Source organism: Streptomyces sp. NRRL WC-3605 (genome assembly GCF_001509795.1).
GTDB lineage: Bacteria > Actinomycetota > Actinomycetes > Streptomycetales > Streptomycetaceae > Streptomyces > Streptomyces viridochromogenes.
The window spans coordinates 100,470-123,630 of record NZ_LLZN01000113.1 but is presented as its reverse complement, the minus strand read 5'-3'; the positions used below and the strand labels follow the sequence as shown (position 1 = coordinate 123,630).

Annotated in this window: 23 protein-coding genes; 14 read left to right on the top strand and 9 right to left on the bottom strand. The window is 73.4% G+C overall.

The features are described 5' to 3' along the window. The first annotated feature begins 172 nt into the window (after nucleotides 1-172). The 3 genes from ADL34_RS33050 (at nucleotide 173) to ADL34_RS33040 (ending at nucleotide 2,960) form a co-directional block, all read left to right on the top strand. Nucleotides 173-1,243: a M4 family metallopeptidase gene (locus tag ADL34_RS33050; protein WP_062669484.1), complete on the top strand. Its 1,071-nt coding sequence runs from the start codon at nucleotides 173-175 to the stop codon at nucleotides 1,241-1,243. Nucleotides 1,244-1,263: 20 nt separating this feature from the next. Next, nucleotides 1,264-1,530 (top strand): protealysin inhibitor emfourin, encoded by a 267-nt coding sequence (locus tag ADL34_RS33045; RefSeq protein ID WP_062669405.1) that lies wholly within the window; start codon nucleotides 1,264-1,266, stop codon nucleotides 1,528-1,530. Nucleotides 1,531-1,604: 74 nt separating this feature from the next. After that, entirely contained in the window at nucleotides 1,605-2,960 is a 1,356-nt protein-coding gene (locus ADL34_RS33040; protein WP_199835672.1) for a GH1 family beta-glucosidase, read from the top strand. Between the two features lie 16 nt (nucleotides 2,961-2,976). Here the strand turns inward: ADL34_RS33040 and ADL34_RS33035 are convergent, their stop codons facing one another. After that, nucleotides 2,977-3,831 (bottom strand): NAD-dependent epimerase/dehydratase family protein, encoded by an 855-nt coding sequence (locus tag ADL34_RS33035; protein ID WP_062669409.1) that lies wholly within the window; start codon nucleotides 3,829-3,831, stop codon nucleotides 2,977-2,979. A 119-nt stretch (nucleotides 3,832-3,950) separates the two neighbouring features. On the opposite strand from ADL34_RS33035, the gene ADL34_RS33030 reads away from it, so the two are divergent. After that, a complete protein-coding gene (locus ADL34_RS33030; protein WP_062669411.1) occupies nucleotides 3,951-4,799 on the top strand; it encodes a helix-turn-helix transcriptional regulator in 849 nt (282 codons plus the stop codon). A 6-nt stretch (nucleotides 4,800-4,805) separates the two neighbouring features. Here the strand turns inward: ADL34_RS33030 and ADL34_RS33025 are convergent, their stop codons facing one another. Further along, on the bottom strand, nucleotides 4,806-5,144 hold the full coding sequence (locus ADL34_RS33025) for a P-II family nitrogen regulator (protein ID WP_062669413.1): 339 nt from the start codon (nucleotides 5,142-5,144) through the stop codon (nucleotides 4,806-4,808). A 149-nt stretch (nucleotides 5,145-5,293) separates the two neighbouring features. Here ADL34_RS33025 and era point away from each other — a divergent pair, with 149 nt between their 5' ends. The 5 genes from era (at nucleotide 5,294) to ADL34_RS33000 (ending at nucleotide 9,670) form a co-directional block, all read left to right on the top strand. Then, complete coding sequence (gene era, locus ADL34_RS33020; RefSeq protein ID WP_062739851.1) at nucleotides 5,294-6,262, top strand: GTPase Era; 969 nt, start codon at nucleotides 5,294-5,296, stop codon at nucleotides 6,260-6,262. Nucleotides 6,263-6,425: 163 nt separating this feature from the next. Further along, the gene (locus tag ADL34_RS33015) at nucleotides 6,426-7,499 is read left to right on the top strand and encodes a PhoH family protein (protein ID WP_062669417.1); all 1,074 of its coding nucleotides are present in this window, start codon (nucleotides 6,426-6,428) and stop codon (nucleotides 7,497-7,499) included. Nucleotides 7,500-7,512: 13 nt separating this feature from the next. After that, the gene (ybeY, locus tag ADL34_RS33010; RefSeq protein WP_062669419.1) at nucleotides 7,513-8,010 is read left to right on the top strand and encodes an rRNA maturation RNase YbeY; all 498 of its coding nucleotides are present in this window, start codon (nucleotides 7,513-7,515) and stop codon (nucleotides 8,008-8,010) included. After that, a complete protein-coding gene (locus ADL34_RS33005) occupies nucleotides 8,007-9,314 on the top strand; it encodes a hemolysin family protein (protein ID WP_062669421.1) in 1,308 nt (435 codons plus the stop codon). Before ybeY ends, ADL34_RS33005 begins: the two co-directional genes overlap by 4 nt. Further along, nucleotides 9,311-9,670, top strand: coding sequence for an MmcQ/YjbR family DNA-binding protein (locus ADL34_RS33000; RefSeq protein WP_062669423.1), 360 nt, complete (start codon nucleotides 9,311-9,313; stop codon nucleotides 9,668-9,670). Before ADL34_RS33005 ends, ADL34_RS33000 begins: the two co-directional genes overlap by 4 nt. Here the strand turns inward: ADL34_RS33000 and ADL34_RS32995 are convergent. Further along, complete coding sequence (locus tag ADL34_RS32995; protein ID WP_062669425.1) at nucleotides 9,632-11,083, bottom strand: MFS transporter; 1,452 nt, start codon at nucleotides 11,081-11,083, stop codon at nucleotides 9,632-9,634. The genes ADL34_RS33000 and ADL34_RS32995 overlap by 39 nt on opposite strands. 147 nt (nucleotides 11,084-11,230) lie before the next feature. Between ADL34_RS32995 and ADL34_RS32990 the strand changes: the two genes are divergently transcribed. The 3 genes from ADL34_RS32990 to ADL34_RS32980 all read left to right on the top strand — a co-directional run bounded on the left by ADL34_RS32990 (nucleotide 11,231) and on the right by ADL34_RS32980 (nucleotide 13,321). After that, nucleotides 11,231-12,049 (top strand): helix-turn-helix transcriptional regulator, encoded by an 819-nt coding sequence (locus ADL34_RS32990; protein WP_062669486.1) that lies wholly within the window; start codon nucleotides 11,231-11,233, stop codon nucleotides 12,047-12,049. Nucleotides 12,050-12,078: 29 nt separating this feature from the next. Then, nucleotides 12,079-12,432: a hypothetical protein gene (locus tag ADL34_RS32985; RefSeq protein ID WP_062669487.1), complete on the top strand. Its 354-nt coding sequence runs from the start codon at nucleotides 12,079-12,081 to the stop codon at nucleotides 12,430-12,432. Between the two features lie 88 nt (nucleotides 12,433-12,520). Then, nucleotides 12,521-13,321 carry a VOC family protein gene (locus ADL34_RS32980; RefSeq protein ID WP_062669427.1) on the top strand — a complete coding sequence of 267 codons (801 nt, stop codon included), beginning with the start codon at nucleotides 12,521-12,523 and terminating at the stop codon, nucleotides 13,319-13,321. Between the two features lie 44 nt (nucleotides 13,322-13,365). Here ADL34_RS32980 and ADL34_RS32975 read toward each other — a convergent pair whose 3' ends face one another. Continuing rightward, nucleotides 13,366-14,496 (bottom strand): carbohydrate kinase family protein, encoded by a 1,131-nt coding sequence (locus ADL34_RS32975; protein ID WP_062669489.1) that lies wholly within the window; start codon nucleotides 14,494-14,496, stop codon nucleotides 13,366-13,368. Between the two features lie 116 nt (nucleotides 14,497-14,612). Then, entirely contained in the window at nucleotides 14,613-15,590 is a 978-nt protein-coding gene (locus ADL34_RS32970; protein ID WP_062669429.1) for a 5-dehydro-4-deoxyglucarate dehydratase, read from the bottom strand. A gap of 94 nt (nucleotides 15,591-15,684) precedes the next feature. Here ADL34_RS32970 and ADL34_RS32965 point away from each other — a divergent pair, with 94 nt between their 5' ends. Together ADL34_RS32965 and ADL34_RS32960 are read left to right on the top strand one after the other, a co-directional pair. Beyond that, the gene (locus ADL34_RS32965) at nucleotides 15,685-16,473 is read left to right on the top strand and encodes an IclR family transcriptional regulator (RefSeq protein ID WP_062669431.1); all 789 of its coding nucleotides are present in this window, start codon (nucleotides 15,685-15,687) and stop codon (nucleotides 16,471-16,473) included. Nucleotides 16,474-16,672: 199 nt separating this feature from the next. Next, the gene (locus ADL34_RS32960) at nucleotides 16,673-17,938 is read left to right on the top strand and encodes a hypothetical protein (RefSeq protein WP_062669433.1); all 1,266 of its coding nucleotides are present in this window, start codon (nucleotides 16,673-16,675) and stop codon (nucleotides 17,936-17,938) included. On the opposite strand, the gene ADL34_RS32955 is transcribed toward ADL34_RS32960, so the two are convergent. From ADL34_RS32955 to ADL34_RS32940, 4 genes are all read right to left on the bottom strand, one after another. Next, complete coding sequence (locus ADL34_RS32955) at nucleotides 17,935-18,843, bottom strand: ribonuclease Z (RefSeq protein ID WP_062669435.1); 909 nt, start codon at nucleotides 18,841-18,843, stop codon at nucleotides 17,935-17,937. The two genes, ADL34_RS32960 and ADL34_RS32955, sit on opposite strands and share 4 nt — an antisense overlap. Before the next feature lie 6 nt (nucleotides 18,844-18,849). Beyond that, nucleotides 18,850-19,203 carry a histidine triad nucleotide-binding protein gene (locus ADL34_RS32950; RefSeq protein ID WP_062669437.1) on the bottom strand — a complete coding sequence of 118 codons (354 nt, stop codon included), beginning with the start codon at nucleotides 19,201-19,203 and terminating at the stop codon, nucleotides 18,850-18,852. 92 nt (nucleotides 19,204-19,295) lie between these two features. After that, nucleotides 19,296-22,514 (bottom strand): S41 family peptidase, encoded by a 3,219-nt coding sequence (locus ADL34_RS32945; protein ID WP_062669439.1) that lies wholly within the window; start codon nucleotides 22,512-22,514, stop codon nucleotides 19,296-19,298. Nucleotides 22,515-22,589: 75 nt separating this feature from the next. Further along, nucleotides 22,590-23,123, bottom strand: coding sequence for a hypothetical protein (locus ADL34_RS32940; protein WP_062669441.1), 534 nt, complete (start codon nucleotides 23,121-23,123; stop codon nucleotides 22,590-22,592). Nucleotides 23,124-23,161 lie beyond the last annotated feature (38 nt).

Sequence of the window (23,161 nt, the reverse complement as noted above, 5' to 3'; positions counted from 1 at the left end):
AGTATGCGGGACCGACGGCCTCGCGGGAGCCCCGAGAGCTTGTGCGAAAAGCCACAATCCGGACACCGATCCATAACACAGAGCGACCACGCAGGGTGACCAGATCCGCTTATTTCACCAATCATGGTCGCCGCTAGTGACACCGCCCTCACGCAGTGCGATGGTGCCGCACATGACGACCAACGGGGGCTTCGAGCCCGTCTTCTGCACCGTCGTACCGCCGCACGTCCTCGACCGGCTGGCCCGCAACGACGACCCCGCGCTCTCCGGCCCGGCCCGCAGGACCCTGGTCCGCGACAGCGAGCTGCGCGGCAGGCGCCGCGTGACGACCGAGTTCGCGCTCGCCTCGGCGCCGCTCGCGAAGGCGCCGTCCGACCAGCCGCTGCGCACGGTCTACGACGCCGGGCACGGAACCGCCCTGCCCGGTACCCAGGTCCGCGGCGAGGGCGACGACCCCGGCCGGGACGCCACCGTCAACCGCGCCTACTCGGGGCTCGGCGCCACCTTCGAGCTGTTCCTGAAGGCGTACGGCCGGCACTCCATCGACGGCGACGGGCTGCCGCTGGACGCCACCGTCCACTACGACGAGGACTACAACAACGCCTTCTGGAACGGCGAGCAGATGGTGTTCGGCGACGGGGACGGGGAGATCTTCCTCGACTTCACCATCCCGATCGACGTCATCGGCCACGAGCTCACCCACGGCGTCACCCAGTACACGGCCAACCTCACCTACTACGGACAGCCGGGCGCGCTGAACGAGTCGATGTCCGATGTCTTCGGCGCCCTGATCAAGCAGTACACGCTCGGCCAGACCGCCGCCGAGGCCGACTGGCTGATCGGCGCCGGCCTGCTCGCCCCCGGCGTCACGGGCAAGGCGCTGCGCTCGATGAAGGAGCCGGGCAGCGCGTACGACGACGACGTCCTCGGCAAGGACCCGCAGCCCGCCACGATGGACGACTACGTCCGCACCGGCCGGGACAACGGCGGCGTCCACATCAACTCCGGCATCCCCAACCACGCCTTCTACCTGGCCGCCACCGCCCTCGGCGGGAACGCCTGGGAGCGGGCGGGGCAGATCTGGTTCGACGTCCTCACCGGCGGCGAGCTGCCGGACCGGGCGATGTTCACCGACTTCGCGGCGCTCACCGTGAAGGCGGCGCGGGAGCGCTTCGGTGACGCCGGTGACGAGTTCCGGGCCGTGGCGAAGGCGTGGGAGCAGGTGGGGGTGCGGATCCCGTAGCGGCGTAATAGACAGGTCCCATGCGTATTCAGGTACGGCGCACGGGCGGGTTCGCGGGCATCGAGCGGCACGCGGAGGTGGACACCGCCGGGCGGCCGGACGCCGAGGAGTGGCACGCCCTGGCCGAGGACGTGCTGGCGTCCGGCCGGGGCACACCGCCCGTCGGGGTGCCCGACGGCTTCAGCTATCAGATCACCGTGGACGGCCGGACGGTGTACTGCTCCGACCCCCGCCTCACCGACGAGCAGCGCGCGCTCGTCTCCCGGGTGCTGAAGGAGGGCGCCTAGGGGGTGCCGGACACCCCCCACACGGGAACGGCCGTTTTCCGTGCGGGCGTTGACTTACCGCGCCGCCGGTGCCGATGATCCGGCGCATGGCGATCGACGAGCGCGGTGCGACCCGGCCGGTACCCCGTTTCCCGGACGGCTTCCTGTGGGGGGTGTCCACCTCGGCCCATCAGATCGAGGGCGCGGCGGATCTGCGTGAGCGGTCCGTGTGGGACGCGTTCACGGCCGAGCCGGGGCGGGTGAAGGACGCCTCGACGGCCGAGGTGGCCTGCGACCACTACCACCGCTACCGCGAGGACGTGGCGCTGCTCGCCGGTCTCGGCGTGGACGCGTACCGGTTCTCGGTCTCCTGGCCGCGGGTGAACGCACCGCAGGGGCTGGACTTCTACGACCGTCTGGTGGACGAGCTGTGCGCGGCCGGCGTGCGGCCGGTGGCGACGCTCTTCCACTGGGACCTGCCCGTCGCGCTGGACTGGCTGGAGCGGGACACGGCCGCCCGGTTCGCCGCGCACGTGTCCCGGGTCGCCGACCGCCTCGGCGACCGGGTCGACAAGTGGATCACCCTGAACGAACCGGCCGAGCACACACTGCTGGGCCACGCCCTGGGCACGCACGCGCCCGGCCGGCGGCTCCTGTTCGACGCCCTGCCGGTCGCCCACCACCAGCTGCTGGCGCACGGGCTCGCCGTGCGGGCGCTGCGCGCTGCCGGCGCGACGGACGTCGGGATCACCAACTCGCACGGGCCGACCTGGCCGGCGTCGCGGGAGCAGGCGGACCTGGAGGCGGCGGACTTCTACGACCTGCTGCTGAACCGGCTGTTCGCCGACCCGCTGCTGCTCGGCCGCTACCCGGACGGCATCGAGGCGCTCATGCCGGGGGACGTCGAGGCCGACCTGAAGGTCATCGCCGAGCCGCTCGACTTCTACGGCGTCAACTACTACGCGCCGACCCGGGTGGGAGCGCCGCAGGGCACCGAGATCGAGTTCGGCGGGATCAGCATGCCCGCCGAACTGCCCTTCTCCGTAAGGGACATCGAGGGCGTGCCGACGACCGACTTCGGCTGGCCGGTGGTGCCGGAGGGCCTGACCGAACTCCTCACCGGCTTCAGGGACCGCTACGGCGACCGCCTCCCGCCGGTCGTCGTCACCGAGAACGGCTGCTCCTACGAGGGTGTCGACGACCAGGAGCGGATCGACTACCTCGACGGGCACGTCCGCGCGCTGCACGAGGCGCTGGAGGCGGGCGTCGACGTGCGCGGCTACTTCGTGTGGTCCCTGCTCGACAACTTCGAGTGGGCGGAGGGCTACGCGCGCCGCTTCGGCCTGGTGCACGTCGACTTCGCCACGCAGAGGCGCACCCCCAAGGCGTCCTACCGCTGGTTCCGCGACCTGGTGCGGGCCCAGCGGCAGGAGGGGACCCGGACCGGCTGACCGGTCCGGGCCGGGGTCACAGCGCTCCGGCGTCCCGGGCGGTCCACACGCTCGGGTAGATCGGCCGGAAGCCGAGCTCACGGCGGATGCGCCGGGTGTCCACGATGTTGTGCCAGGGGTCGGGGTCGGTGTTGTCGTACAGCTCGGCGGGCACCTCCATGCCGTTGAGCTGGTACAGCTCCACGGTGGTGACAGGGGCGTCGTCGCCGACGTTGTAGATCCGGCCCCCGATGCCCGGCGTGTACAGCAGCCGCGACAGGGCCTGGGCGACGTCCGCGTGGTGGGCCATGTGCAGCCGCTGCTGCGGGGCCCAGCGCGGCGCCCACGCCATGACGTTCGCCAGGTGCGGGTCGCCCTCGCCGTAGACGAACGGGAGCCGGGCGATGCGCACGTCCAGGCCCTCCATCCCGAGCAGCGCCCGCTCGGCCTCCGCCTTGGAGGCGGGGTAGGCGCCCCACATGTGCCCGCCGGGCCTGCTCTCGTCCTCCTCGACCAGCGGGCGCCCGCGTCCGGTGCCGTACACGTTGTTCGTGCTGATCTGCACGAACCGCTCCACCCCGGCCGTCCGCGCGGCCCGGCCGAGCGCCACCGCGGCGTCCCGGTTGACCGCCCACGCCTCCTCGTCGGGCACGCCCCGGAAGGACGCCGCCACGTTGACGACCGCGTCGACGCCGGCGACCGCCTTGCCGAGCGCCTCGGCGTCCCGCAGGTCGCCGACGACGACCTCGGCGCCCAGCTCGGCGAGCCGCTCGCCGCGGGCCGCGTCCCGGACCAGGACCCTGACCCTGTCCCCCGCCCCGGCCTGCGCCAGCAGCCTCGGCACGAAGCGCCGCCCGACCTGTCCCGTCGTACCCGTCACCAACGTCTGCATGATCTGCTCCTCTCGTCACCCACCACCCTCGGTGGGGTTCGGCGCGGGCGGGAGAGACCCGTCGATCGGGGGATCGGCGGTCCCTGGATACGGGGCGCGCCATGGAGCACGCTGGAGGGATGAACCGAGCGGAACTCGCCGACTTCCTGCGCCGCGGCCGCGCCCGGCTGGCCCCGTCGGACGTGGGTCTCACCCCCGGCTCCCGGCGCCGTACGCCGGGGCTGCGCCGCGAGGAGGTGGCGCAGCTGGCGGGCATGTCGGTGGACTACTACACCCGGCTCGAACAGTCCCGCGGCCCGCGCCCGTCCCGTCAGATGCTCACGGCGCTGGCCCGCGCGCTGCGGCTGACGGACGACGAGCGGGATCATCTGTTCCACCTGGCCGGCGAGGAGCCGCCGCGGCACGAGACCGCCTCGGAGCACGTGCGCCCGGGGCTGCTGCTGATCCTGGACCGGCTGCACGACACACCGGCCCAGGTGGTGAGCGACTGCGGTGAGGTGCTGGCGCAGAACGCGCTGGCCCGGGCGCTGGTCGGGGACGTGATGTCCCGCCCGCGGCGCGAGCGCAACCTCACCCGGAACTTCTTCCTCGACCCGGACTCGCGCGCGCTGTTCCCCCCGGAGGACTTCGACGGCCTCGCACGGTCCCAGGTGGCCAACCTGCGCGCGGTCGCCGCGGCCCGCCCCGACGACCCGGAGCCGGCCGGGCTGGTCGCCGAACTGCGGTCGGGCAGCGCGGAGTTCGCGCGGCTGTGGGACGAGCACGAGGTGGCGCGGCGCGACCACGCGACCAAGCGGTTCGTGCACCCGCTGGTCGGTGTACTGGAGCTGGACTGCGAGGTCATGGTCAGCCACCAGCACCGCCACCTGCTGGTCGTGCACTCCGCCCGCCCCGGCACGGAGGCGCACGAACGCCTTCAGCTGCTGCGTGTGGTGGGGCTGCAGGACATGACGGCCGGCGCGAGGTAGGGGGTACTACAGGGCGTCGGGGCCGCGCTCGCCCGTGCGGACCCGGACGACCGTCGCGACGGGCTGCACCCAGACCTTGCCGTCGCCGATCTTCCCCGTGTGCGCGGCCCTGAGGACGGCGCCGACGACGTCGTCGGCGACCGCGTCCTCGACGACCACCTCGATCCGTGTCTTCGGTACCAGGTCGACCTGGTACTCGGCGCCCCGGTACACCTCGGTGTGCCCGCGCTGGCGGCCGTGACCGCTCGCCTCCGTCACGGTCAGACCGTGCACGCCGAGCTCCCTCAGGGCGCTCCTGACCTCGTCGAGCCGGTACGGCTTGACGACCGCGGTGATCAGCTTCATGCCTGCTGGGTGGCCTTCCGGGCGGGGGACGGACACGGGACGTGGCCGGGGCGCGGGGCACCGGGGGCGCCGGGCCCCGTGATCGTAGGCGCTCCGCGCGCGCGGCGTAAGAGCCCGGGTGTGCGGCGGGGCTCCGGGGATCAGGGACAATGGGCGCCATGAGCGTTCGCAGCAAGTCTTCCGAGCCGTCGGCCCAGTCCGAGGCCCCCCACCGCGCGGGCTTCGCCTGCTTCGTGGGCCGTCCCAACGCGGGCAAGTCCACGCTGACGAATGCTCTGGTCGGCCAGAAGGTGGCGATCACCGCCGACCAGCCGCAGACCACGCGGCACACCGTGCGCGGCATCGTGCACCGGCCGGACGCGCAGCTGATCCTGGTCGACACCCCTGGCCTGCACAAGCCGCGCACCCTGCTGGGCGAGCGGCTGAACGACGTGGTCCGCACCACCTGGGCCGAGGTCGACGTGATCGGCTTCTGCCTCCCGGCGAACGAGAAGCTCGGTCCCGGTGACCGCTTCATCGCCAAGGAGCTCGCGTCGATCAAGAAGACGCCGAAGATCGCGATCGTCACGAAGACCGACCTGGTGGACGGCAAGACGCTCGCCGGGCAGCTCATCGCGATCGACCAGCTCGGCAAGGAGCTGGGATTCGAGTGGGCGGAGATCATCCCGGTGTCGGCGGTCTCCGGCACGCAGGTGGACCTGCTGGCCGACCTGATCGTCCCGCTGCTCCCGGAGGGCCCCGCCCTCTACCCGGACGGCGAGCTCACCGACGAGCCCGAGCAGGTCATGATCGCGGAGCTGATCCGCGAGGCCGCGCTGGAGGGCGTCCGCGACGAGCTGCCGCACTCCATCGCCGTCGTCGTGGAGGAGATGCTGCCCCGCGAGGACCGGCCCGCCGACAAGCCGCTCCTGGACATCCACGCCTTCGTCTACATCGAGCGCCCCAGCCAGAAGGGCATCATCATCGGCCCCAAGGGCAAGCGCCTGAAGGATGTCGGCATCAAGTCCCGCAAGCAGATCGAGGCGCTGCTGGGCACGCCGGTCTTCCTGGACCTGCACGTCAAGGTGGCCAAGGACTGGCAGCGCGACCCCCGGCAGCTGCGCAAGCTGGGGTTCTGAGGGCCCCTCCTTTCCTCTGCTCTCCTTCCTCCTCCTCCCACGGCGCCCCGGTAAAAGCCCTACGGCGTTGTCGGTCCCCCGGCGTACCCTGGAAAACGCCAGGCCGCCCATGTGGCGGGCGAGTCGTTTCGAGGAGGACGAGCAAGGCCTTCAGAGCCGGCCCATGACTCAGACACCCACATCGCACACACCCGCGCAGGGGCAGGCGAGAGCACAGTTCACCGTCCCCGCCCAGCACCCCATGGTGACCGTGCTGGGGTCCGGCGACTCCCTGCTGCGCGTGGTCGAGAAGGCCTTCCCGGCGGCCGACATCCATGTCCGGGGCAATGAGATCAGCGCGGTCGGCGACGCCGCGGAAGTCGCCCTCATCCAGCGCCTGTTCGACGAGATGATGCTGGTGCTCCGCACCGGGCAGCCGATGACGGAGGACGCAGTGGAACGCTCGATCGCCATGCTCAGAGCGAGTGACAACGGCGAGGGGGACGGCCAGGAGACCCCGGCCGAGGTGCTCACGCAGAACATCCTGTCCTCGCGCGGCCGCACCATCCGCCCCAAGACGCTCAACCAGAAGCGGTACGTCGACGCCATAGACAAGCACACGATCGTCTTCGGCATCGGCCCCGCCGGTACGGGCAAGACCTATCTGGCCATGGCCAAGGCGGTGCAGGCCCTGCAGTCCAAGCAGGTCAACCGCATCATCCTGACCCGGCCGGCGGTCGAGGCGGGCGAGCGGCTGGGCTTCCTGCCGGGCACGCTCTACGAGAAGATCGACCCCTATCTGCGCCCGCTGTACGACGCGCTGCACGACATGCTCGACCCCGACTCGATCCCGCGGCTCATGGCGGCGGGGACGATCGAGGTCGCGCCGCTCGCCTACATGCGCGGCCGCACGCTGAACGACGCCTTCATCATCCTGGACGAGGCGCAGAACACCAGCCCCGAGCAGATGAAGATGTTCCTCACCCGCCTGGGCTTCGACTCGAAGATCGTCATCACCGGTGACGTCACCCAGGTCGACCTCCCTGACGGCACCAAGTCCGGTCTGCGGCAGGTGCAGGACATCCTGGACGGCGTCGACGACGTGCACTTCTCGCGTCTGTCCTCGCAGGATGTCGTCCGGCACAAGCTGGTGGGCCGTATCGTCGACGCCTACGAGAAGTACGACAGCACGCACGGCACCCAGAACGGCACCCACAAGGGCCCGGGCCGGGGCAAGTCCGCGCACAAGGGGAAGTAGACCGAGCACCAGCATGTCGATCGACGTCAACAACGAGTCCGGCACCGAGGTCGACGAGCAGGCGATCCTCGACATCGCCCGCTACGCCCTGGGGCGGATGCGCATCCACCCGCTGTCCGAGCTCTCGGTGATCGTGGTGGACGCCGACGCCATGGAGCAGCTCCACATCCAGTGGATGGACCTGCCCGGGCCCACCGATGTCATGTCGTTCCCCATGGACGAGCTGCGGCCGCCGTCCAAGGACGACGACGAGCCCCCGCAGGGGCTGCTCGGCGACATCGTGCTGTGCCCGGAGGTCGCCGCGAAGCAGGGCGCCGAGGCGCCCACGCAGCACAGCATGGACGAGGAGCTGCAGCTGCTCACCGTCCACGGTGTGCTGCACCTGCTCGGCTACGACCACGAGGAGCCCGACGAGAAGGCCGAGATGTTCGGTCTGCAGGCGGCCATCGTGGACGGCTGGCGCGCGGAGAAGGGCCTGACCGGCCCCTCGCCGGCCCCGACCGTGTCATGAGTCTGCCCCTCGTCGCCGGCGCGATCGCCCTGGTCGTCGTCGCCTGGCTCGCCGCCTGCGCGGAGGCGGGCCTGGCGCGCGTCTCCAGCTTCCGTGCCGAGGAGGCCGTGCGCGGCGGCCGGCGGGGCAGCGCGAAGCTGGCCCAGGTCGCCGCCGACCCGACCCGCTATCTGAACGTGGCGCTGCTGGTCCGCGTCACCTGCGAGATGGCGGCGGCCGCCATCGTCACGTACGCCTGCCTCCAGGAGTTCTCCGGTACGACGCAGGCCCTGCTGGTCGCCATCGGCGTCATGGTCCTCGTGTCGTACGTGGCCGTCGGCGTCTCGCCGCGCACCATCGGCCGGCAGCACCCGCTGAACACGGCGACGGTGGCGGCGTACGTGCTGCTGCCGCTCGCGCGGATCATGGGCCCGATCCCGTCTCTGCTGATCCTCGTCGGCAACGCCCTCACCCCCGGCAAGGGCTTCCGCCGCGGGCCCTTCGCCTCCGAGGCGGAGCTGCGCGCGCTGGTCGACCTGGCGGAGGCGGAGTCGCTGATCGAGGCCGAGGAGCGCCGGATGGTGCACTCGGTCTTCGAGCTCGGCGACACCCTGGTGCGCGAGGTGATGGTCCCGCGCACGGACCTGATCGTGATCGAGCGGTACAAGACGATCCGGCAGGCCCTCACCCTCGCCCTGCGCTCCGGGTTCTCCCGGATCCCGGTCGTCGGGGAGAGCGAGGACGACGTGGTCGGGATCGTGTACCTGAAGGACCTGGCCCGCAAGACGCACATCTCGCGGGACGCGGAGAGCGAGCTGGTCTCCACCGCGATGCGCCCGGCGGTCTTCGTGCCGGACACCAAGAACGCCGGCGACCTGCTGCGCGAGATGCAGAAGGAGCGCAATCACGTCGCCGTCGTCATCGACGAGTACGGCGGCACCGCCGGCATCGTCACCATCGAGGACATCCTCGAGGAGATCGTCGGCGAGATCACCGACGAGTACGACCGTGAGCTGCCCCCGGTGGAGGTGCTCGGCGAGGACCGCTACCGGGTGACCGCCCGCCTGGACATCACCGACCTGGGCGAGCTGTACGGCCTCGACGAGTACGACGACGAGGACGTGGAGACGGTCGGCGGTCTGCTCGCGAAGGCGCTGGGCCGGGTCCCGATCGCCGAGGCGTCGTCCACGGTGGAGCTGCCCGACGGACGTGAGCTGCGGCTGACGGCGGAGGCCGCGGCCGGCCGGCGGAACAAGATCGTGACGGTGCTCGTGGAGCCGGTGGGCCCGGTGGCGGCCCCCGCGGAGGAGACGGGCCGGGAATGACACCTCAGGAGCTGCGGGCGCTGTGTCTGTCGTTCAACGCCGTGGCGGAGGAGTTCCCGTTCAACCCGGACACCTCCGTCTTCAAGGTGGCCGGCAAGCTGTTCGCGCTGACGAACCTGGACGCCCGGCCCCTGACGGTGAACCTGAAGTGCGACCCGGAGGACGCGGTGCGGCTGCGTGCCGATCACCCCGGCCTGATCATCCCGGGCTACCACATGAACAAGCGGCACTGGAACACGGTGACGGTGGACGGCGAGCTCCCGGACCGGCTGGTCCGGGAGCTCGTGGAGGACTCGTACGACCTGGTCGTGGCCGGACTACCGCGTGCCGAGCGGCTCCGCCTCGACCGTCCCTGAGGCCCGCGTCCGGCGGGTGCGCAGACCGACGGCGACGAGGGCGGCGGCGGCCAGCACGATGCCGGTGTCCAGCGCCATGACGGTCCGGGTGCCGCCGAGCAGATCGCCCGAGGTGGTGGCGAGGACGCCGAGCAGCGGGACGCCGACGGTGATGCCGACCTGCTGGGTCGAGGTGACCAGGCCGGTGGCCAGTCCCTGTTCCTCGTCGGGGACCCCCGAGGTCACGGTCAGGCCGTAGGAGATGATCGCGCCCAGGTGGAACATGCTGGCCACCGACACGGCCGCGGTGGCGAGCCAGACGGACCAGGAGTGCGCGTCCAGGAACAGCAGACCGCCGGTGAAGAGGCCCTGTCCGGCGAGGGAGACGACGAGCGTGCGGCGTGCCCCGAGCCGGCTGACGAAGCGCGGCGTGAGCGATCCGGCGACCACGGACACGATGCCCTGGACGCCGAAGACCAGGCCGGTCTCCCAGGCCGTCAGGTGCAGGACGCCCTGCAGGTAGAGGGTGAGGACGAAGACGACCGTCGACATCATCGAGAAGGTCACGAGACCGCCCAGGTTGCCCCAGGCCACCGTGCGGCGGCGCAGCATCGGCAGGGAGACCAGCGGTGCCGTGGTGCGGGACTCCACGACCGCGAACGCCGTGAGCAGGGCGGCGCCCAGGACCAGTGTGGCGAGGACGTCGGCGCGGGCGAAGCCGTGGTCGGCGGCGGTCGTCAGGGCGTAGATCAGGGCCAGCAGGCCGCCGGTGACGGTGACCGCGCCGGGCACGTCCAGGTGGGGCCGCGAGGGCGTGCGGGACTCCGGCAACAGGCCGGGCGCGAGGGGCAGGACGACCAGCGCGAACAGGGCGAGCAGGCCCATCGTGGAGCGCCAGCCGAGGGTGTCGGTGAGAACGCCTCCGGCGACCACGCCGATGGTGAAGCCGAGGGACATCAGCGTCCCGGAGATGCCGAGCGCCCGGTCGCGGGCGGGGCCCTCGGCGAAGGTCGTCGTCAGCAGGGACATGCCGGTCGGCACGATCATGGCCGCGCCGAGGCCCTGCAGGGCCCGGCCGGTGAGGAAGGACGCCGGGTCCCAGGCGAGGGTCGCGAGCACGGAGGCCGCGGCGAACAGGCCGAGCCCGGTGAGGAAGAGGCGGCGGCGGCCGTAGAGGTCGCCGATGCGGCCGAACAGGAGCAGGAAGCCGCCGGACGGCAGGGCGAACGCGGTGACCGCCCACTGGAGCGCCGACCGGTCCATGCCGAGGTCGGCCCCGAGGACGGGCAGGGCGACGTTCAGGACGGAGAAGTCGAGGGCCACCATGAACTGGGCGGCGCACAGGACGAACAGGACGAGCTTGTCGCGCCGCGACATCCGGGGGGTGCCGAGCGGTGGGGACGAGAGGGGGGTGAGGTCGGTGTCGATCGCCATGGACAGGAGCCTCCCGCTGGCGGAATAGTCGTGGGGAGCGGCAAGTTGTCCTGGTGGTGGCACCACCAGCCGACGCGACAGGGGGGATCGGCCGTGTCCGGGGGCACGCTGAAGAGTCATCGGCGGCGCGAGCTGCGTGAGTTCCTGATGAGCAGGAGGGCCCGGGTCTCCCCGGGCGAGGCCGGGCTGCCGGACGGCGGTGCGCGGCGCCGCACACCGGGGCTGCGGCGCGAGGAGGTCGCCGTGCTCGCGGGTGTGGGCGCCTCCTGGTACCAGTGGCTGGAGCAGGGCCGGGACATCTCGGTCTCCCCGCAGGTGCTGGACTCGGTGGCGCGGGTGCTGCGGCTGAGCAACGCCGAGCGCCGGCATCTGTACGTGCTGGCCGGGCTCAACCCGCCGGCGGCCGAAGTCGCCCCGGACAAGCGGGAGATGTGCGACGGGCTGCAGCGGCTGATCGACACGTGGATGCCGAACCCGGCGCACATCATGGACCGTTACTACAACGGCGTGATGTACAACGAGGCGGCCTCGACCGTGCTCGGCATGCGGCCGGGCCTGCGGTGGAACTGCCTGATCGACTTCTTCACCGACCCCATGTACCGGACCCGGTCCCGGAGTTGGGCGGAGAACGCCTCCTCGGTCGTCGCCCAGTTCCGCGCCCTGTGCATGGCCAACCCGGACGACGAGGGGTTCCAGGAGGTGCTGGCCGAGGCGCGGGCGTCCAGCCCGGAGTTCGCCGAGCTGTGGGAGCGCAGGGACATCGAGGACGCGGGGCAGATCCGCAAGGAGCTGGACCACCCGCTGGTCGGGGTGCTGACCATGGAGTCGAGCGTGATGCAGATGCCGGTGCGCCCGGATCTGTCGATCGTGCTGCACACCCCGCTGGACGAGGCGACGGCGGCGAAGCTCCAGTGGCTGGCCTCGCCGGAGGCGCGGCGCGGGGCGATGTACCCCGTGGCCGGGTAGGTCCGGCGGTGCTCCGTATGCTCGGGGACATGACCGACAGCAGCGCGCTCGACCCCGAGGACCGCAAGATCGTCACCCTGGCCCGTTCCGCGCGGGCCCGCAACGGCGTGCCCGAGGGGGCGGCCGTACGCGACGAGACCGGCCGGACGTATGTCGCGGGGACCGTCGCCCTGGAGTCCCTGGAGCTGAGCGCGCTGCGCACGGCGGTGGCGATGGCGGTGGCGTCGGGCGCGACGTCGCTGGAGGCGGCGGCGGTCGTGACCGAGGACGCCGGCGCCCGCGCCGAGGACCTCGCGGCGGTGCGCGACCTGGGCGGATCCGGGACCCCGGTCCTGGTGGCGGGCCCGGACGGCACCGTCCGCACGACGGTCCAGGCCGGCTGAGGCCACCGGCGCGCGGGCGTCCCTCGCGGCGGGCGCGGGCCGGTGCGGGATGTCAGGCTGGTGCCGAGAACCCGCGAAAGGGGTCGTCATGATCACCACCGACTCGGCACCCGGCTCCCCCTGCTGGCTCGACCTCGGCGCCCCCGACGTGCGGGCGGCCGCGTCCTTCTACGGCGCGGTGCTCGGCTGGGACCACGAACCCATGGGCGAGGCCGGGGACCTGGACGGCGGGATGTTCCGGAAGGACGGCCGGGCCGTCGCCGGGCTGGGTCCGCTCACCGAGGAGGGGGCGCGGCCGGCCTGGATGCTCTACTTCGCCGTCGAGGACGCCGACGCGGCGACACGGGCGGTCGAGCAGGCAGGCGGCTCGGTGCGCGTGGCGCCGACCGACCTCGGCGACTGGGGTCGCATGGCCCAGTTCAGCGATCCGCTGGGCGGGCAGTTCGCGGTCTGGCAGCCGGGGAGCAATGCGGGCTTCGAGCTGGCGGACGCGCCGGGCGCCCTGGCGTGGACCGAGCTGTACACGAGTGACGCCGCCGCCTCCAAGGAGTTCTACGGCGGGCTCTTCGGCTGGCGGTACAGCGCCATGGAACTGCCGGGCGACGGGGGCTCGTACAGCCTGATCACGCCCGCGGGGCTGCCCGAGGAGCGGATGCAGGGCGGCGTGATGGAACTCCCGAAGGAGAACCTCGCGCTCGCGGACGGCCGCCCGTACTGGCATCCGGTGTTCGGCGTCGAGGACTGCGACGCGGCCGTCGCGCAGGTCACGGGGAACGGCGGCGGCGTGCAGATGGGCCCGGTGGACGCCGAGGGCGTGGGCCGGCTCGCGGTCTGCCTGGACCCGGCGGGCGCGGACTTCGTGCTGCTCACGCCGGTGATGGCGGGCTGACGCCGGTCATCGCGAGCTGACCCCGTTCAGGCCGGGCGGCTCCGTCAGGCCGAGCGGCGGAAGCCGATCGTCGGGACCGCCCGGCGCAGGGGCCACGGCCGGCCCGCCTCCCGCGGGACCAGGTCCGCGAGGAAGGCGTACCGGCGCAGGGCCTCGCGGTCCTGGCTCTCCAGGGACCGCACCTGGCGCCACCAGGCGCCGATCTCCGCCCAGCCGGGCGCCGACAGGGAGCCGCCGAACTCCTGGACGGAGAGGGCGGCGGTCAGCCCGGCGAAGGCGAGGCGGTCGGCGAGCGGCCAGCCCGCGAGGCTGCCGGTGACGAACCCGGCCACGAAGACGTCACCCGCGCCGGTGGGGTCCAGGGCCTCGACCGCGATCGCGGGCACCACGGCCGTCTCGCCGGTCCGCCCGTCGACCGCGTACGCGCCCTCCGCGCCGAGGGTGACCACGGCGACCGGCACGTGCTCCGTGAGGGCGTGGGCGGCCTCCTGCGGCGACCTCGTGCGGGTGTACCGCATGGCCTCCTCGGCGTTGGGCAGGAACGCCTCGCAGTGCTCCAGGTCGGCGAGCCCGGCCAGGTCCCAGGCGCCGGTGTCGTCCCAGCCGACGTCGGCGAAGACCCGGGTGCCCTTGCTCGCGGCCTGCGCGATCCACGGGGCCCGGGTGCCGGGGACCAGGGAGGCGACGGCGGCGCGGGCGTGGGGCGGGCAGTCCGGCGCGGGCTCCTCCGGGGGCGGTTCGTGCCCGTGGGAGACCATGGTGCGCTCCCCCTCGTACGCCATGGAGACGGTGACCGGCGAATGCCAGCCGGGGACCGTCCGCGAGGGCGAGAGGTCGATGCCCTCGCCCTGCTCCAGCGCGTCCCAGCAGTAGTCGCCGTAGTGGTCGTCGCCGAAGGCCGCCGCGAGGGACGTTTTCAAGCCGAGGCGGGCGAGCGCGGTCGCCATGTTGGCCACGCCGCCGGGGCTGGAGCCCATGCCGCGCGCCCAGGACTCGGTGCCGCGGACCGGGGCCGAGTCGAGGCCGGTGAAGATGATGTCGAGGAAGACCGTGCCGGTCAGATACACGTCCCAGGGCGGGTCGGCGGGCGTCCGCAGGCCCCCGAGGGGGTCGACCTGGGCACGCCGGTACGGCCCCTTGGTCGGGGGCGGCGGCCCCTGCGGCGGGGCTCCCACTCCGGTGGGCACGGAGGGCGTGGTCACGGTGCGCTCCCTGGCGTGGTCCTGATCTGGCCAGTGTGCACCACGCCACGGACAACGCCACGTGTTCCCCGTCCGGCGCGACCGTCAGGTCACGGGGCCGCGCCCACGAGGGCGAGTCCGGTGGTGAGGAGGGCGCGCAGATCGGCCAGGTCGCCGGGGGACGGGTCGGTCAGCGGGGCGCGCACCGGGCCGACGGGGCGCCCGCGCAGCCGGGCGGCGGCCTTGACCAGGGACACGGCGTAGCCGGGCACGCGGTCGCGGATCTCGGCGAGCGGGACGTAGAAGTCGCGCAGCAGGACGGTGGTGGTGCCGTCGTCGCCGTCCCGGAGCGCGGCGAAGAAGGCGTTCGCGATCTCGGGGGCGAAGGCGTGGACGGCGGAGGAGTAGGCGGGCACGCCGACGGTGGCGTAGGCCCGGGCCTGGAGTTCGGCGGTGGAGGCGCCGTTGAAGAACAGGAAGCCCTCCGGGGCGGCGAGGGTGAGGCGCTGGAGGCGTTCGAGATCGCTGTGGCCGTCCTTGAGGCCGACGACCCCGGGGACGCGGGCGATGCGCCGCAGCGCGGCGGGGGTGTAGGCGACCGGTCCGCGCTGGTAGGCGATGAGCGGCAGCCGGGTCCGTGCGGCGAGCGCCTCCAGCTGGGCGACGAGGCCGTCCTGCGGGGCGGCGACGAGGTAGTGGGGCAGCACGAGGAGGGCGTCGGCGCCGGCCTCCTCGGCGACCCGGGCGAACCGGGCGGCCTGCGCCCAGCCGTAGCCGACGCCGGCGACGACGGGCACGCGGCCGGCCGTCTCCTCGACGGCGGCGGTGACGACGGCCCGGTACTCGTCCTCGTCCAGGGAGAAGAACTCGCCGGTGCCGCAGGCCGGGAAGACGGCGCCCGGCCCGGACGCCAGCTGGACGGCCAGGTGCGCGCGGAAGCCGTCCTCGTCGAGCGATCCGTCGGCGTGGAAGCTGGTGAGCGGGAAGGACAGCACGCCGCGGGCCATGCCGTCCCGAAGCCGCTCGACGGTGTCCGTGGCCCTGTCGCCGGCCGTGTCCGTCCCCCTGCCGAGAACCACACCGATCATCTCCCCTTGTGAACGCTGTCCATGTATGAGAACGCAGATTAGGTGAGTGAACGGCGGGCCGTCAACGGCCGGGCCCGCCGATTACGATCGCCCCATGTCGGATACAGGCGGCGTCCGCGAGGTGAAGTCCGCGGCGCGCACGGTCGAGCTGCTCGAACTCCTCACCGCGCGCGGGGACCGCCCGGCCCGCCTCCAGGAGCTCGCCGACACCCTCGGCGTGCCGCGCAGCTCCATGTACGCGCTGCTCCAGACCCTGATCGCGCGGGGCTGGGTGCGCACCGACGTCACCGGCTCGCTCTACGGCATCGGCATCCACGCCCTGCTGACCGGCACGGGCTACCTCGACTCCGACCCGCGCGTCCGCCTCGTCCGGCCCTACCTCGACGAGGCGTCGCAGGCGCTCGGCGAGACGGTCCACCTGGCGCGCCTGGACGGCCGGGACGTCGCCTATCTGGCCACCCGCGAGTCGCACGCGTACCTGCGGACCCTCAGCCGGGTCGGCCGGCGCCTCCCGGCGCACGCGGGCGCCCTGGGCAAGGCGCTGCTCGCCGAACGCCCCGACTCCGCCCTGCCCGAGGGCCCGTATCCCGCGCTCACGCCCCGCACCCACACCACCCGCGCGTCCCTGGCCGCCGACCTCGCCGAGGTGCGCGCACGCGGTTGGTCGCTCGACCGCGAGGAGAGCGTCCCCGGCATCATCGGCCTCGGTTTCGCCCTGCGCTACGACACCCCCGCGCAGGACGCGATCAGCTGCTCGGTGCCGGTGGCCCGCTGGTCGCCCCGGCACGAGGAGCGGATCGTCGCGGTGATGCGGGAGATCCGGACCAAGATCGAGGCGACGGCCCCCGGCGGGGCGGGCGGATCGGTGCACTGGCGCAGGTGAGAGGCACCGGCGGGGCCGAGTGAGGCACCGCTGTTACCCCGCTTCTCCCCCGCCAAACAGAACGTGCCTCAGATCACACCGGCCGCCCTTCTTCGCGCGACCCCGTGCTTGATACAAATTGCCCGCGCGTTCCTGTCCGTCGACGGCCTGCGCCCCTCCCCCTTCTGTGCCTCTCCTTTCGCATGCCCTGGGAACGCCCGTGCTCGCCCCTCGCACCACCCCCTGGCCTCTCGTCGCCCTCTTCACGGCCGGGTACCTCGCCCCGTATCTGCTGCCGACCGTCGTCGGCCGACTCGACGCGGGTCTTCCGCTCACGCCGACCCAGGCCGGCGCCATCGGCAGTGCCCTGCTGCTGAGTTCGGCGGCGGCCGGCTTCCTGCTTGCCTCCCGCGTCGAGCGCCTGGGCGCCCGCCGGCTCGCCCGCGCCGGGCTTGCCCTGATGCTGCTCGGCTACGGCGGGGCCGCGCTCGCGCACGCCGTACCGGCCGTCGTCCTCGGCGTCATGGCCGGCGGCCTCGGCTCCGGCACGGTCACCGCGGTCGCCGCCACCCGGATCGCCGCTCTCGGGGCCGGCCCGGCCCGGACGGGACGCGGGACCTGGAGCACCGATCCGCACCGGGTCACCACGGCGGGCCTGCTCGGTGTCTCCGCCCTCGCGGGCGCCCTCTATCTGACGGTCCCGCACCTCGGCCCCGGCCACGACCGGCCGCTGGCGGCGATCGCCCTGACCGCGCTCGCGGTGTGGCCTCTCACCGGCCGGCTCCCCGCCGCCGAGGTGCCGCAGATGTCGGCCGCCGTGCGGCCCCTGGGACCGCTCCCCCACCGGCGGCACGGGCTCGTCCTCGCCGGCTGCATGCTCCTGTGGTCCCTCGCGCAGAACTCCCTGTGGGGCGTCAGCGGCCGGATCGGCCTGGACCAGGCCCACTTGACGGAGGCCGCCGTGGGCGCGGTGTTCGCCGTGGCGCTCGGCGCCGGACTGCTCGGGGTGACCGGGGCGGGTGCGCTCGGGCCCCGGCTCGGCCGCGCGCTGCCCGTCGGCGGCGGCACCGCCCTCATCGCCGTCTGCATCGCGCTGAGCGCGTCCGCGACGGACCTGACGACGTTCGCGACCGGCGAGATCGCCTGGAACGCCGTCTACCCGGTCGTGCTGTCGTACGTCATCGGACTGGCCGCCTCCCTCGACGGCCGGGGCCGCTGGGCGGTGCTCGTCGGCTCGGCGTCCTCGCTGGGCACGGCCGCGGGCCCGCTCACCGGGAGCGTGCTGTCGGCCGGGGCGGGCTTCCCCGTGATGGGTGTCGTCCTCGCGGTGGGGCTGCTGCTGGTCGCCGTACCGCTGACCCTGGTGGCGCTGGGCCGCCGTGTCCCGGAGACTGCCGGGACCGCGGACGTCGAGGTCGTCGCCGTCCCGCTGGACACCGCCGAGGCCGTCCCGGCCGCGCCGGAGCGCCTGGCCCCCGCCAGCTAGGGGCGACGCTTGGGCAAGGGCACACGCAGCAGGTCGTGCGCCACGGTCAGGTCGCCGTCGAAACCGGCGGCGCGCGCCTGCCGCTCGAACTCGCCGGGGTCGGTGTAGCGCTGGCTGAAGTGGGTGAGCACCAGGTGTCCCACCCCGGCGTCCCGCGCCACCCGGGCGGCCTGACCGGCGGTCAGGTGCCCGTGCTCCTCGGCGAGGGCGGTGTCCTCGTCCAGGAACGTGGACTCGATGACGAGCATGTCGCAGCCGTCGGCGAGGGCGTACACCCCGTCGCACAGCCGGGTGTCCATGACGAACGCGAACCGCTGCCCGCGCCGGACCTCGCTGACGTCGTCCAGCGTGACCCCGCCGAGCACGCCGTCGCGCTGGAGCCGGCCGACGTCCGGTCCCTTGATGCCGTGCGCGGCGAGCCGCTCGGGCACCATCCGGCGGCCGTCCGGCTCGACCAGGCGGTAGCCGTACGACTCGACGGGGTGCGACAGCCGGGCGGCGTGCAGCGTGTACGCGCCGGTGTCGGCGACGACCCCGTCGGCGTCGACCGGGGCCGGGACGATCTCGGCGGTCTCCCGGTAGGCGGTGGCGTACCGCAGCCGGTCGAAGAAGCGCTGCCCGGAGCGCGGGTAGTGGGCGGCGACGGGGTGCGGCACCCGGTCCAGGTTGATCCGCTGGATCACCCCGGCCAGTCCCAGCGAGTGGTCGCCGTGGAAGTGGGTGACACAGATGCGGTTCAGGTCGTGGGCGGCGACCCCGGCCCGCAGCATCTGCCGCTGGGTGCCCTCGCCGGGGTCGAACAGGATGCCCTCGCCGTCCCAGCGCAGCACATAGCCGTTGTGGTTGCGGTGCCGGGTCGGGACCTGGCTCGCCGTCCCGAGGACGACCAGTTCACGTACGGACACGGCCGTCTATCCGGGGGGCCACTCGAGACCGCGGCCGCCGAGGACGTGCGCGTGCGTGTGGAAGACCGTCTGGCCGGCGCCCGCACCGGTGTTGAACACGACGCGGTAGCTGTCCAGCTTCTCCTCGTCGGCGACGGCCTGGGCCTCGCGCAGGAGGTCGGCGGCGAGCGCCGGGTCGGCGACGGCGAGCGCGGCGGCGTCCTTGTGGTGGGCCCTGGGGATGATCAGGACGTGGGTGGGCGCCTGCGGATTGATGTCGCGAAAGGCGACGGTCGTCTCGGTCTCCCGCACGATCGTCGCCGGCACATGCCCCGCGACGATCTTGCAGAACAGGCAGTCGTCCTGCGGCTCCCCAGCCATGGTCCCTCCGGGCGTTGGACGGCGATGGTGTGACCGGGGCATCGTATCGCCGCCGGGTGCCGCCGCGCGGAGGGTGATCGCGCGGCGGTCCCTCAGCGCCCGGGCAGTGCCGGCGGGGTCTTCGCGGGTGTGGTCTCCAGTGCCTCCAGCGCGATCCGGATCGCCTCGTCCAGCTGGGCGTCCCGGCCCGCCGCCCAGTCCTGCGGGCGCTGGACGACCTCCACGTCCGGGTCGACCCCGTGGTTCTCCACGTCCCAGCCGTACCCCTCCAGCCAGATGGCGTACTTGGGCTGGGTGACGAGGGTGCCGTCGACGAGGTGGTAGCGGCTGTCGATGCCGATGACCCCGCCCCAGGTGCGGGTGCCGACGACCGGCCCGAGGCCCAGCGCCTTGATCGCCGCGTTGACGATGTCGCCGTCGGAGCCGGAGAACTCGTTCGCCACGGCCACCACGGGACCGCGCGGCGCGTCCATGGGATAGCTGTTCGGCCGCATGCCGCGCGGGAGTTCCCAGCCGACGATGCGCCGGGCGAGCTTCTCCACGACCAGCTGCGAGGTGTGCCCGCCGCCGTTCTCCCGCACGTCCACGACCAGGCCCTCGCGGGCCACCTCGACCCGCAGGTCGCGGTGGATCTGGGCCCAGCCGGGCGCCTGCATGTCCGGCACGTGCAGATAGCCCAGCCGGCCGCCGGACCGCTCGTGGACGTACGCCCGCCGGTCCGCGACCCACGCGTGGTAGCGCAGCGGCTGCTCGTCGGCGACCGGAACGACGACGGTGTGCCGGACCTCCCCGCCGCCGGCCGGGGAGATCGTCAGCTCCACGGGCTTGCCCGCGGTGCCGACGAGCAGCGGGCCGGGCCCCGTCACAGGGTCCACCGGCACCCCCGCCACCGCGGCGATCGCGTCGCCGGGGCGCACCGCGACGCCCGGTGCGGCCAGCGGCGCCCGGGCCTCCGGGTCGGAGGTCTCCGACGGCAGGATCCGGTCGATGCGCCAACTGCCGTCCTCGTGACGGGAGACGTCCGCGCCGAGCAGGCCCTGCCGGGGCCCGCCGCCGTGCCCGTGCCCGCCGACGTACGCGTGCGAGGTGCCCAGTTCGCCCTGGACCTCCCACAGCAGGTCGACCAGGTCGTCGTGGGTGGCCACCCGGTCCAGCAGCGGCCGGTAGCGGTCGAGGACGCCCGCCCAGTCCACGCCGTTCATGTCGGCCCGCCAGAAGTGGTCGCGCATGATGCGGCCGGTCTCCTCGAACATCTGCCGCCACTCCGCCGACGGGTCGACACGCTGCCGCACCCGGCCGAGGTCCACGGTGACGTTGGAGTCGCCGTCCTCGTCGCCGGAGGCGCGGCGGTCGCTCGGGACGACCTTGAGCCGCCCGTCCGTCCACAGCAGCACCCGTCTGCCGTCGCCGCTGACCTCGAAGTGGTCGGCGTCGTCGGCGAGATGCTCCACGCGCCGCTGCACGAGGTCGTAGCGCTCCAGCTCGGTCTTCGGCTCGGGGTCGTCGAGGCTGGCCCGGGCCGCCCCGAGCGCGCCGCGCACCGGGTGCCGCAGCCACAGCACCCCGTCCTTGGCGGCCCGCAGGTCCGAGTAGCGGCCGGCCTCGACCGGGAACGGCACGATCCGGTCGGCGAGCCCTTCGAGGTCGATCCGGGTGGCCGGGGTGCCCTCGCTGTCGGGGGTCTCGTCCTTGTCCGGGGCGTCGAAGGACCGGCCGTGCCGCTGCGGGCCGAACGGGGACGGCGTGGTCGCGGCGAGGGTGATCAGATGCGGCCGGGAGCCCACGACGAACGCGAGGTCGAAGACGTGCTCGTCGTAGACCGGGTCGAAGGCCCGGGTGGACAGGAACGCCAGGTGCTTGCCGTCGTGCGTGAACGCGGGCGCGTAGTCCCGGAACCGCAGCGGGGTCGCCTCGGACACCGACAGGTCCGTGGTGTTGGCCAGTTTCAGCTGGGACAGCGGGTCGGGGCCGGGGTGCGCCCAGGCCAGCCAGGCCGAGTCGGGCGAGAACACCAGCCCCGAGACGGGACCGTCGGCGCTGCGGTCCACCTCGCGCACCTCGCCGCTCTCCCGCTCGACGAACAGGAGCCGTCCGTCGTGCGCGGCGACCGCGGCCCGGCTGCCGTCGGGGGCCACGGCCAGTTCCAGCACCCGCCCGAGCCGTCCCGCGGCGAGCCGGCGCGGGGTGGCGCCGGGCGCGAGACCGGTCGCGGGGGCGAACTCGAGGGCGTCCTCGCCCTCCGCGTCCGTCACCCACACCACCCACTCCTCGCCGTCCGTGCGGAAGGTGCGCGGCAGCCGGGCCCGGACGCCGGGCTCGGCGGCGAGCGCGCGGGCGGGGCCGGCGCGGTGGGTGACCCAGTGGACGCTGCCGCGGACGGCGACCGCGCTGCCGCGCGCGGTGTGGCCGGGGGACGCGGAGCCGAACCAGCGGGCCGCGTTCAGGACGTACGGCCGGCGGTCGGTGCGCTGTCCGCCGAGCCGGACGTCGAGGCGCCGCGGCTCGGCCGTGTCCAGGTCGTCCAGCAGCCACAGCTCACCGGCGCTCGCGTAGACGACCCGGGTGCCGTCCCCCGAGGCGTGCCGGGCGTAGAAGCCTTCCCCGCCCGGCGTGTGACGCCGCAGGTCGGAGCCGTCGGCGAGGGAGGAGTACACGGCGCCGACGCCCTCGTGATCGGAGAGGAACGCGACCCGGTCGCCCGCCCACAGCGGACACTCCAGGTTCCCGTCGAGGTCCTCGTGCAGCCGGACGAATTCGCCGTCGCCCTCACGGTCGATCCACAGCTTGCCCGCCGTGCCGCCCCGGTAGCGCTTCCAGCGGGCGGCCTCCAGCCCCATCGGCGCGGAGGCGAGCACCGGGTGCGGCCCGTGCACGACGTCGCCGACGGGCCCGTACGGCAGGGTGGTGGCGGGTCCGCCGTCGAGCGGGACGGCGTGCGCCCAGGTGCGGCGGCTGCTGCCCTGGCCCCAGGTACTGATGGCGAGGACCCGGCCGTCGGGGGTCCAGCCGCGCACCCGGGTGCGCGGGCTGCCCCAGTGGGTGAGGCGGGTTGAGGGGCCGCCGTCGACCGGCGCCATGTGCACCTCGGGCGCGCCGTCGCGGGTGGACGTCCAGGCGACGGTCGTGCCGTCGGGCGAGATGCGCGGCGAGGTGACGGGGACGTTGTCGGCGCTGACCCGCCAGGCGCGGCCGCCGTCGAGCGGGGCGAGCCAGACGTCGTCCTCCGCCGTGAACGCGACGAGGTCGCCGTGCAGATGTGGGTAGCGCAGATAGGCGGGCGGGGGCGGAACGGAGGGCGCGGGCTGTGTCACGCGATCACCCTAGGCAAGAGGGGGCGGCCGCGGACAGGGCTTCGGGGCAGATCCCCACGTCCGGTGGCCGACCGCTCACTTGCCCTCCGGCCAGCAGTTCGGGCGCTGTTGGCAGTAGACGGTCTTCGTGACGGTCACGGTGACGGTCGGACCGGGCTGCCCGCCGTCGCCGGGCCCCACCGGGGACGGGGCGGTGTCGCACTTGCCGAGCCCGTTGACGTGGAACCACTCCTTGCCGCCGACCTTCGCCACGAGGTCGCCGCGCACGCAGGAGCCGCTGACGGCCCGGGTGATGCGGCCGGTGACGGTGATGTCCTTGCCGTCGGAGGTCTCGCCCTCGCAGTCGACCTTGACGACCGTCCGCTCACCGGCGCTCGGCGAACTTCCGCCGCCACGGCCGTCGTAGGAGCCGGTGCAGTTCAGCCACTGCACGTCGGCCTTCTGCCGCTCCAGCTCCTTGGTGACGGTCTGGTCGGTCGTGAACGCCACGGACGCGGCGCTCAGGCCGCCCGGATCGCAGGCGGCCATGCCGCCGGCTCCCAACGCGGCGAGCGCCGTCACGGCGACCCCTCGTGCCGCACGGCCCCGGATCCTGTGCGAAACCCCCATGGAAGGGCAGCCTGCCACTGTCCCGCGTGACGCGGTAG

What these genes read in the sequence shown, in the direction of transcription:
- ADL34_RS33050 (WP_062669484.1), top strand. Translation starts at nt 173, where the DNA reads ATGACGACCAACGGGGGCTTCGAGCCCGTCTTCTGCACCGTCGTACCG.
- ADL34_RS33045 (WP_062669405.1), top strand. Translation starts at nt 1,264, where the DNA reads ATGCGTATTCAGGTACGGCGCACGGGCGGGTTCGCGGGCATCGAGCGG.
- ADL34_RS33040 (WP_199835672.1), top strand. Translation starts at nt 1,605, where the DNA reads ATGATCCGGCGCATGGCGATCGACGAGCGCGGTGCGACCCGGCCGGTA.
- ADL34_RS33035 (WP_062669409.1), bottom strand. Translation starts at nt 3,831, where the DNA reads ATGCAGACGTTGGTGACGGGTACGACGGGACAGGTCGGGCGGCGCTTC.
- ADL34_RS33030 (WP_062669411.1), top strand. Translation starts at nt 3,951, where the DNA reads ATGAACCGAGCGGAACTCGCCGACTTCCTGCGCCGCGGCCGCGCCCGG.
- ADL34_RS33025 (WP_062669413.1), bottom strand. Translation starts at nt 5,144, where the DNA reads ATGAAGCTGATCACCGCGGTCGTCAAGCCGTACCGGCTCGACGAGGTC.
- era (WP_062739851.1), top strand. Translation starts at nt 5,294, where the DNA reads ATGGGCGCCATGAGCGTTCGCAGCAAGTCTTCCGAGCCGTCGGCCCAG.
- ADL34_RS33015 (WP_062669417.1), top strand. Translation starts at nt 6,426, where the DNA reads ATGACTCAGACACCCACATCGCACACACCCGCGCAGGGGCAGGCGAGA.
- ybeY (WP_062669419.1), top strand. Translation starts at nt 7,513, where the DNA reads ATGTCGATCGACGTCAACAACGAGTCCGGCACCGAGGTCGACGAGCAG.
- ADL34_RS33005 (WP_062669421.1), top strand. Translation starts at nt 8,007, where the DNA reads ATGAGTCTGCCCCTCGTCGCCGGCGCGATCGCCCTGGTCGTCGTCGCC.
- ADL34_RS33000 (WP_062669423.1), top strand. Translation starts at nt 9,311, where the DNA reads ATGACACCTCAGGAGCTGCGGGCGCTGTGTCTGTCGTTCAACGCCGTG.
- ADL34_RS32995 (WP_062669425.1), bottom strand. Translation starts at nt 11,083, where the DNA reads ATGGCGATCGACACCGACCTCACCCCCCTCTCGTCCCCACCGCTCGGC.
- ADL34_RS32990 (WP_062669486.1), top strand. Translation starts at nt 11,231, where the DNA reads ATGAGCAGGAGGGCCCGGGTCTCCCCGGGCGAGGCCGGGCTGCCGGAC.
- ADL34_RS32985 (WP_062669487.1), top strand. Translation starts at nt 12,079, where the DNA reads ATGACCGACAGCAGCGCGCTCGACCCCGAGGACCGCAAGATCGTCACC.
- ADL34_RS32980 (WP_062669427.1), top strand. Translation starts at nt 12,521, where the DNA reads ATGATCACCACCGACTCGGCACCCGGCTCCCCCTGCTGGCTCGACCTC.
- ADL34_RS32970 (WP_062669429.1), bottom strand. Translation starts at nt 15,590, where the DNA reads ATGATCGGTGTGGTTCTCGGCAGGGGGACGGACACGGCCGGCGACAGG.
- ADL34_RS32965 (WP_062669431.1), top strand. Translation starts at nt 15,685, where the DNA reads ATGTCGGATACAGGCGGCGTCCGCGAGGTGAAGTCCGCGGCGCGCACG.
- ADL34_RS32950 (WP_062669437.1), bottom strand. Translation starts at nt 19,203, where the DNA reads ATGGCTGGGGAGCCGCAGGACGACTGCCTGTTCTGCAAGATCGTCGCG.
- ADL34_RS32940 (WP_062669441.1), bottom strand. Translation starts at nt 23,123, where the DNA reads ATGGGGGTTTCGCACAGGATCCGGGGCCGTGCGGCACGAGGGGTCGCC.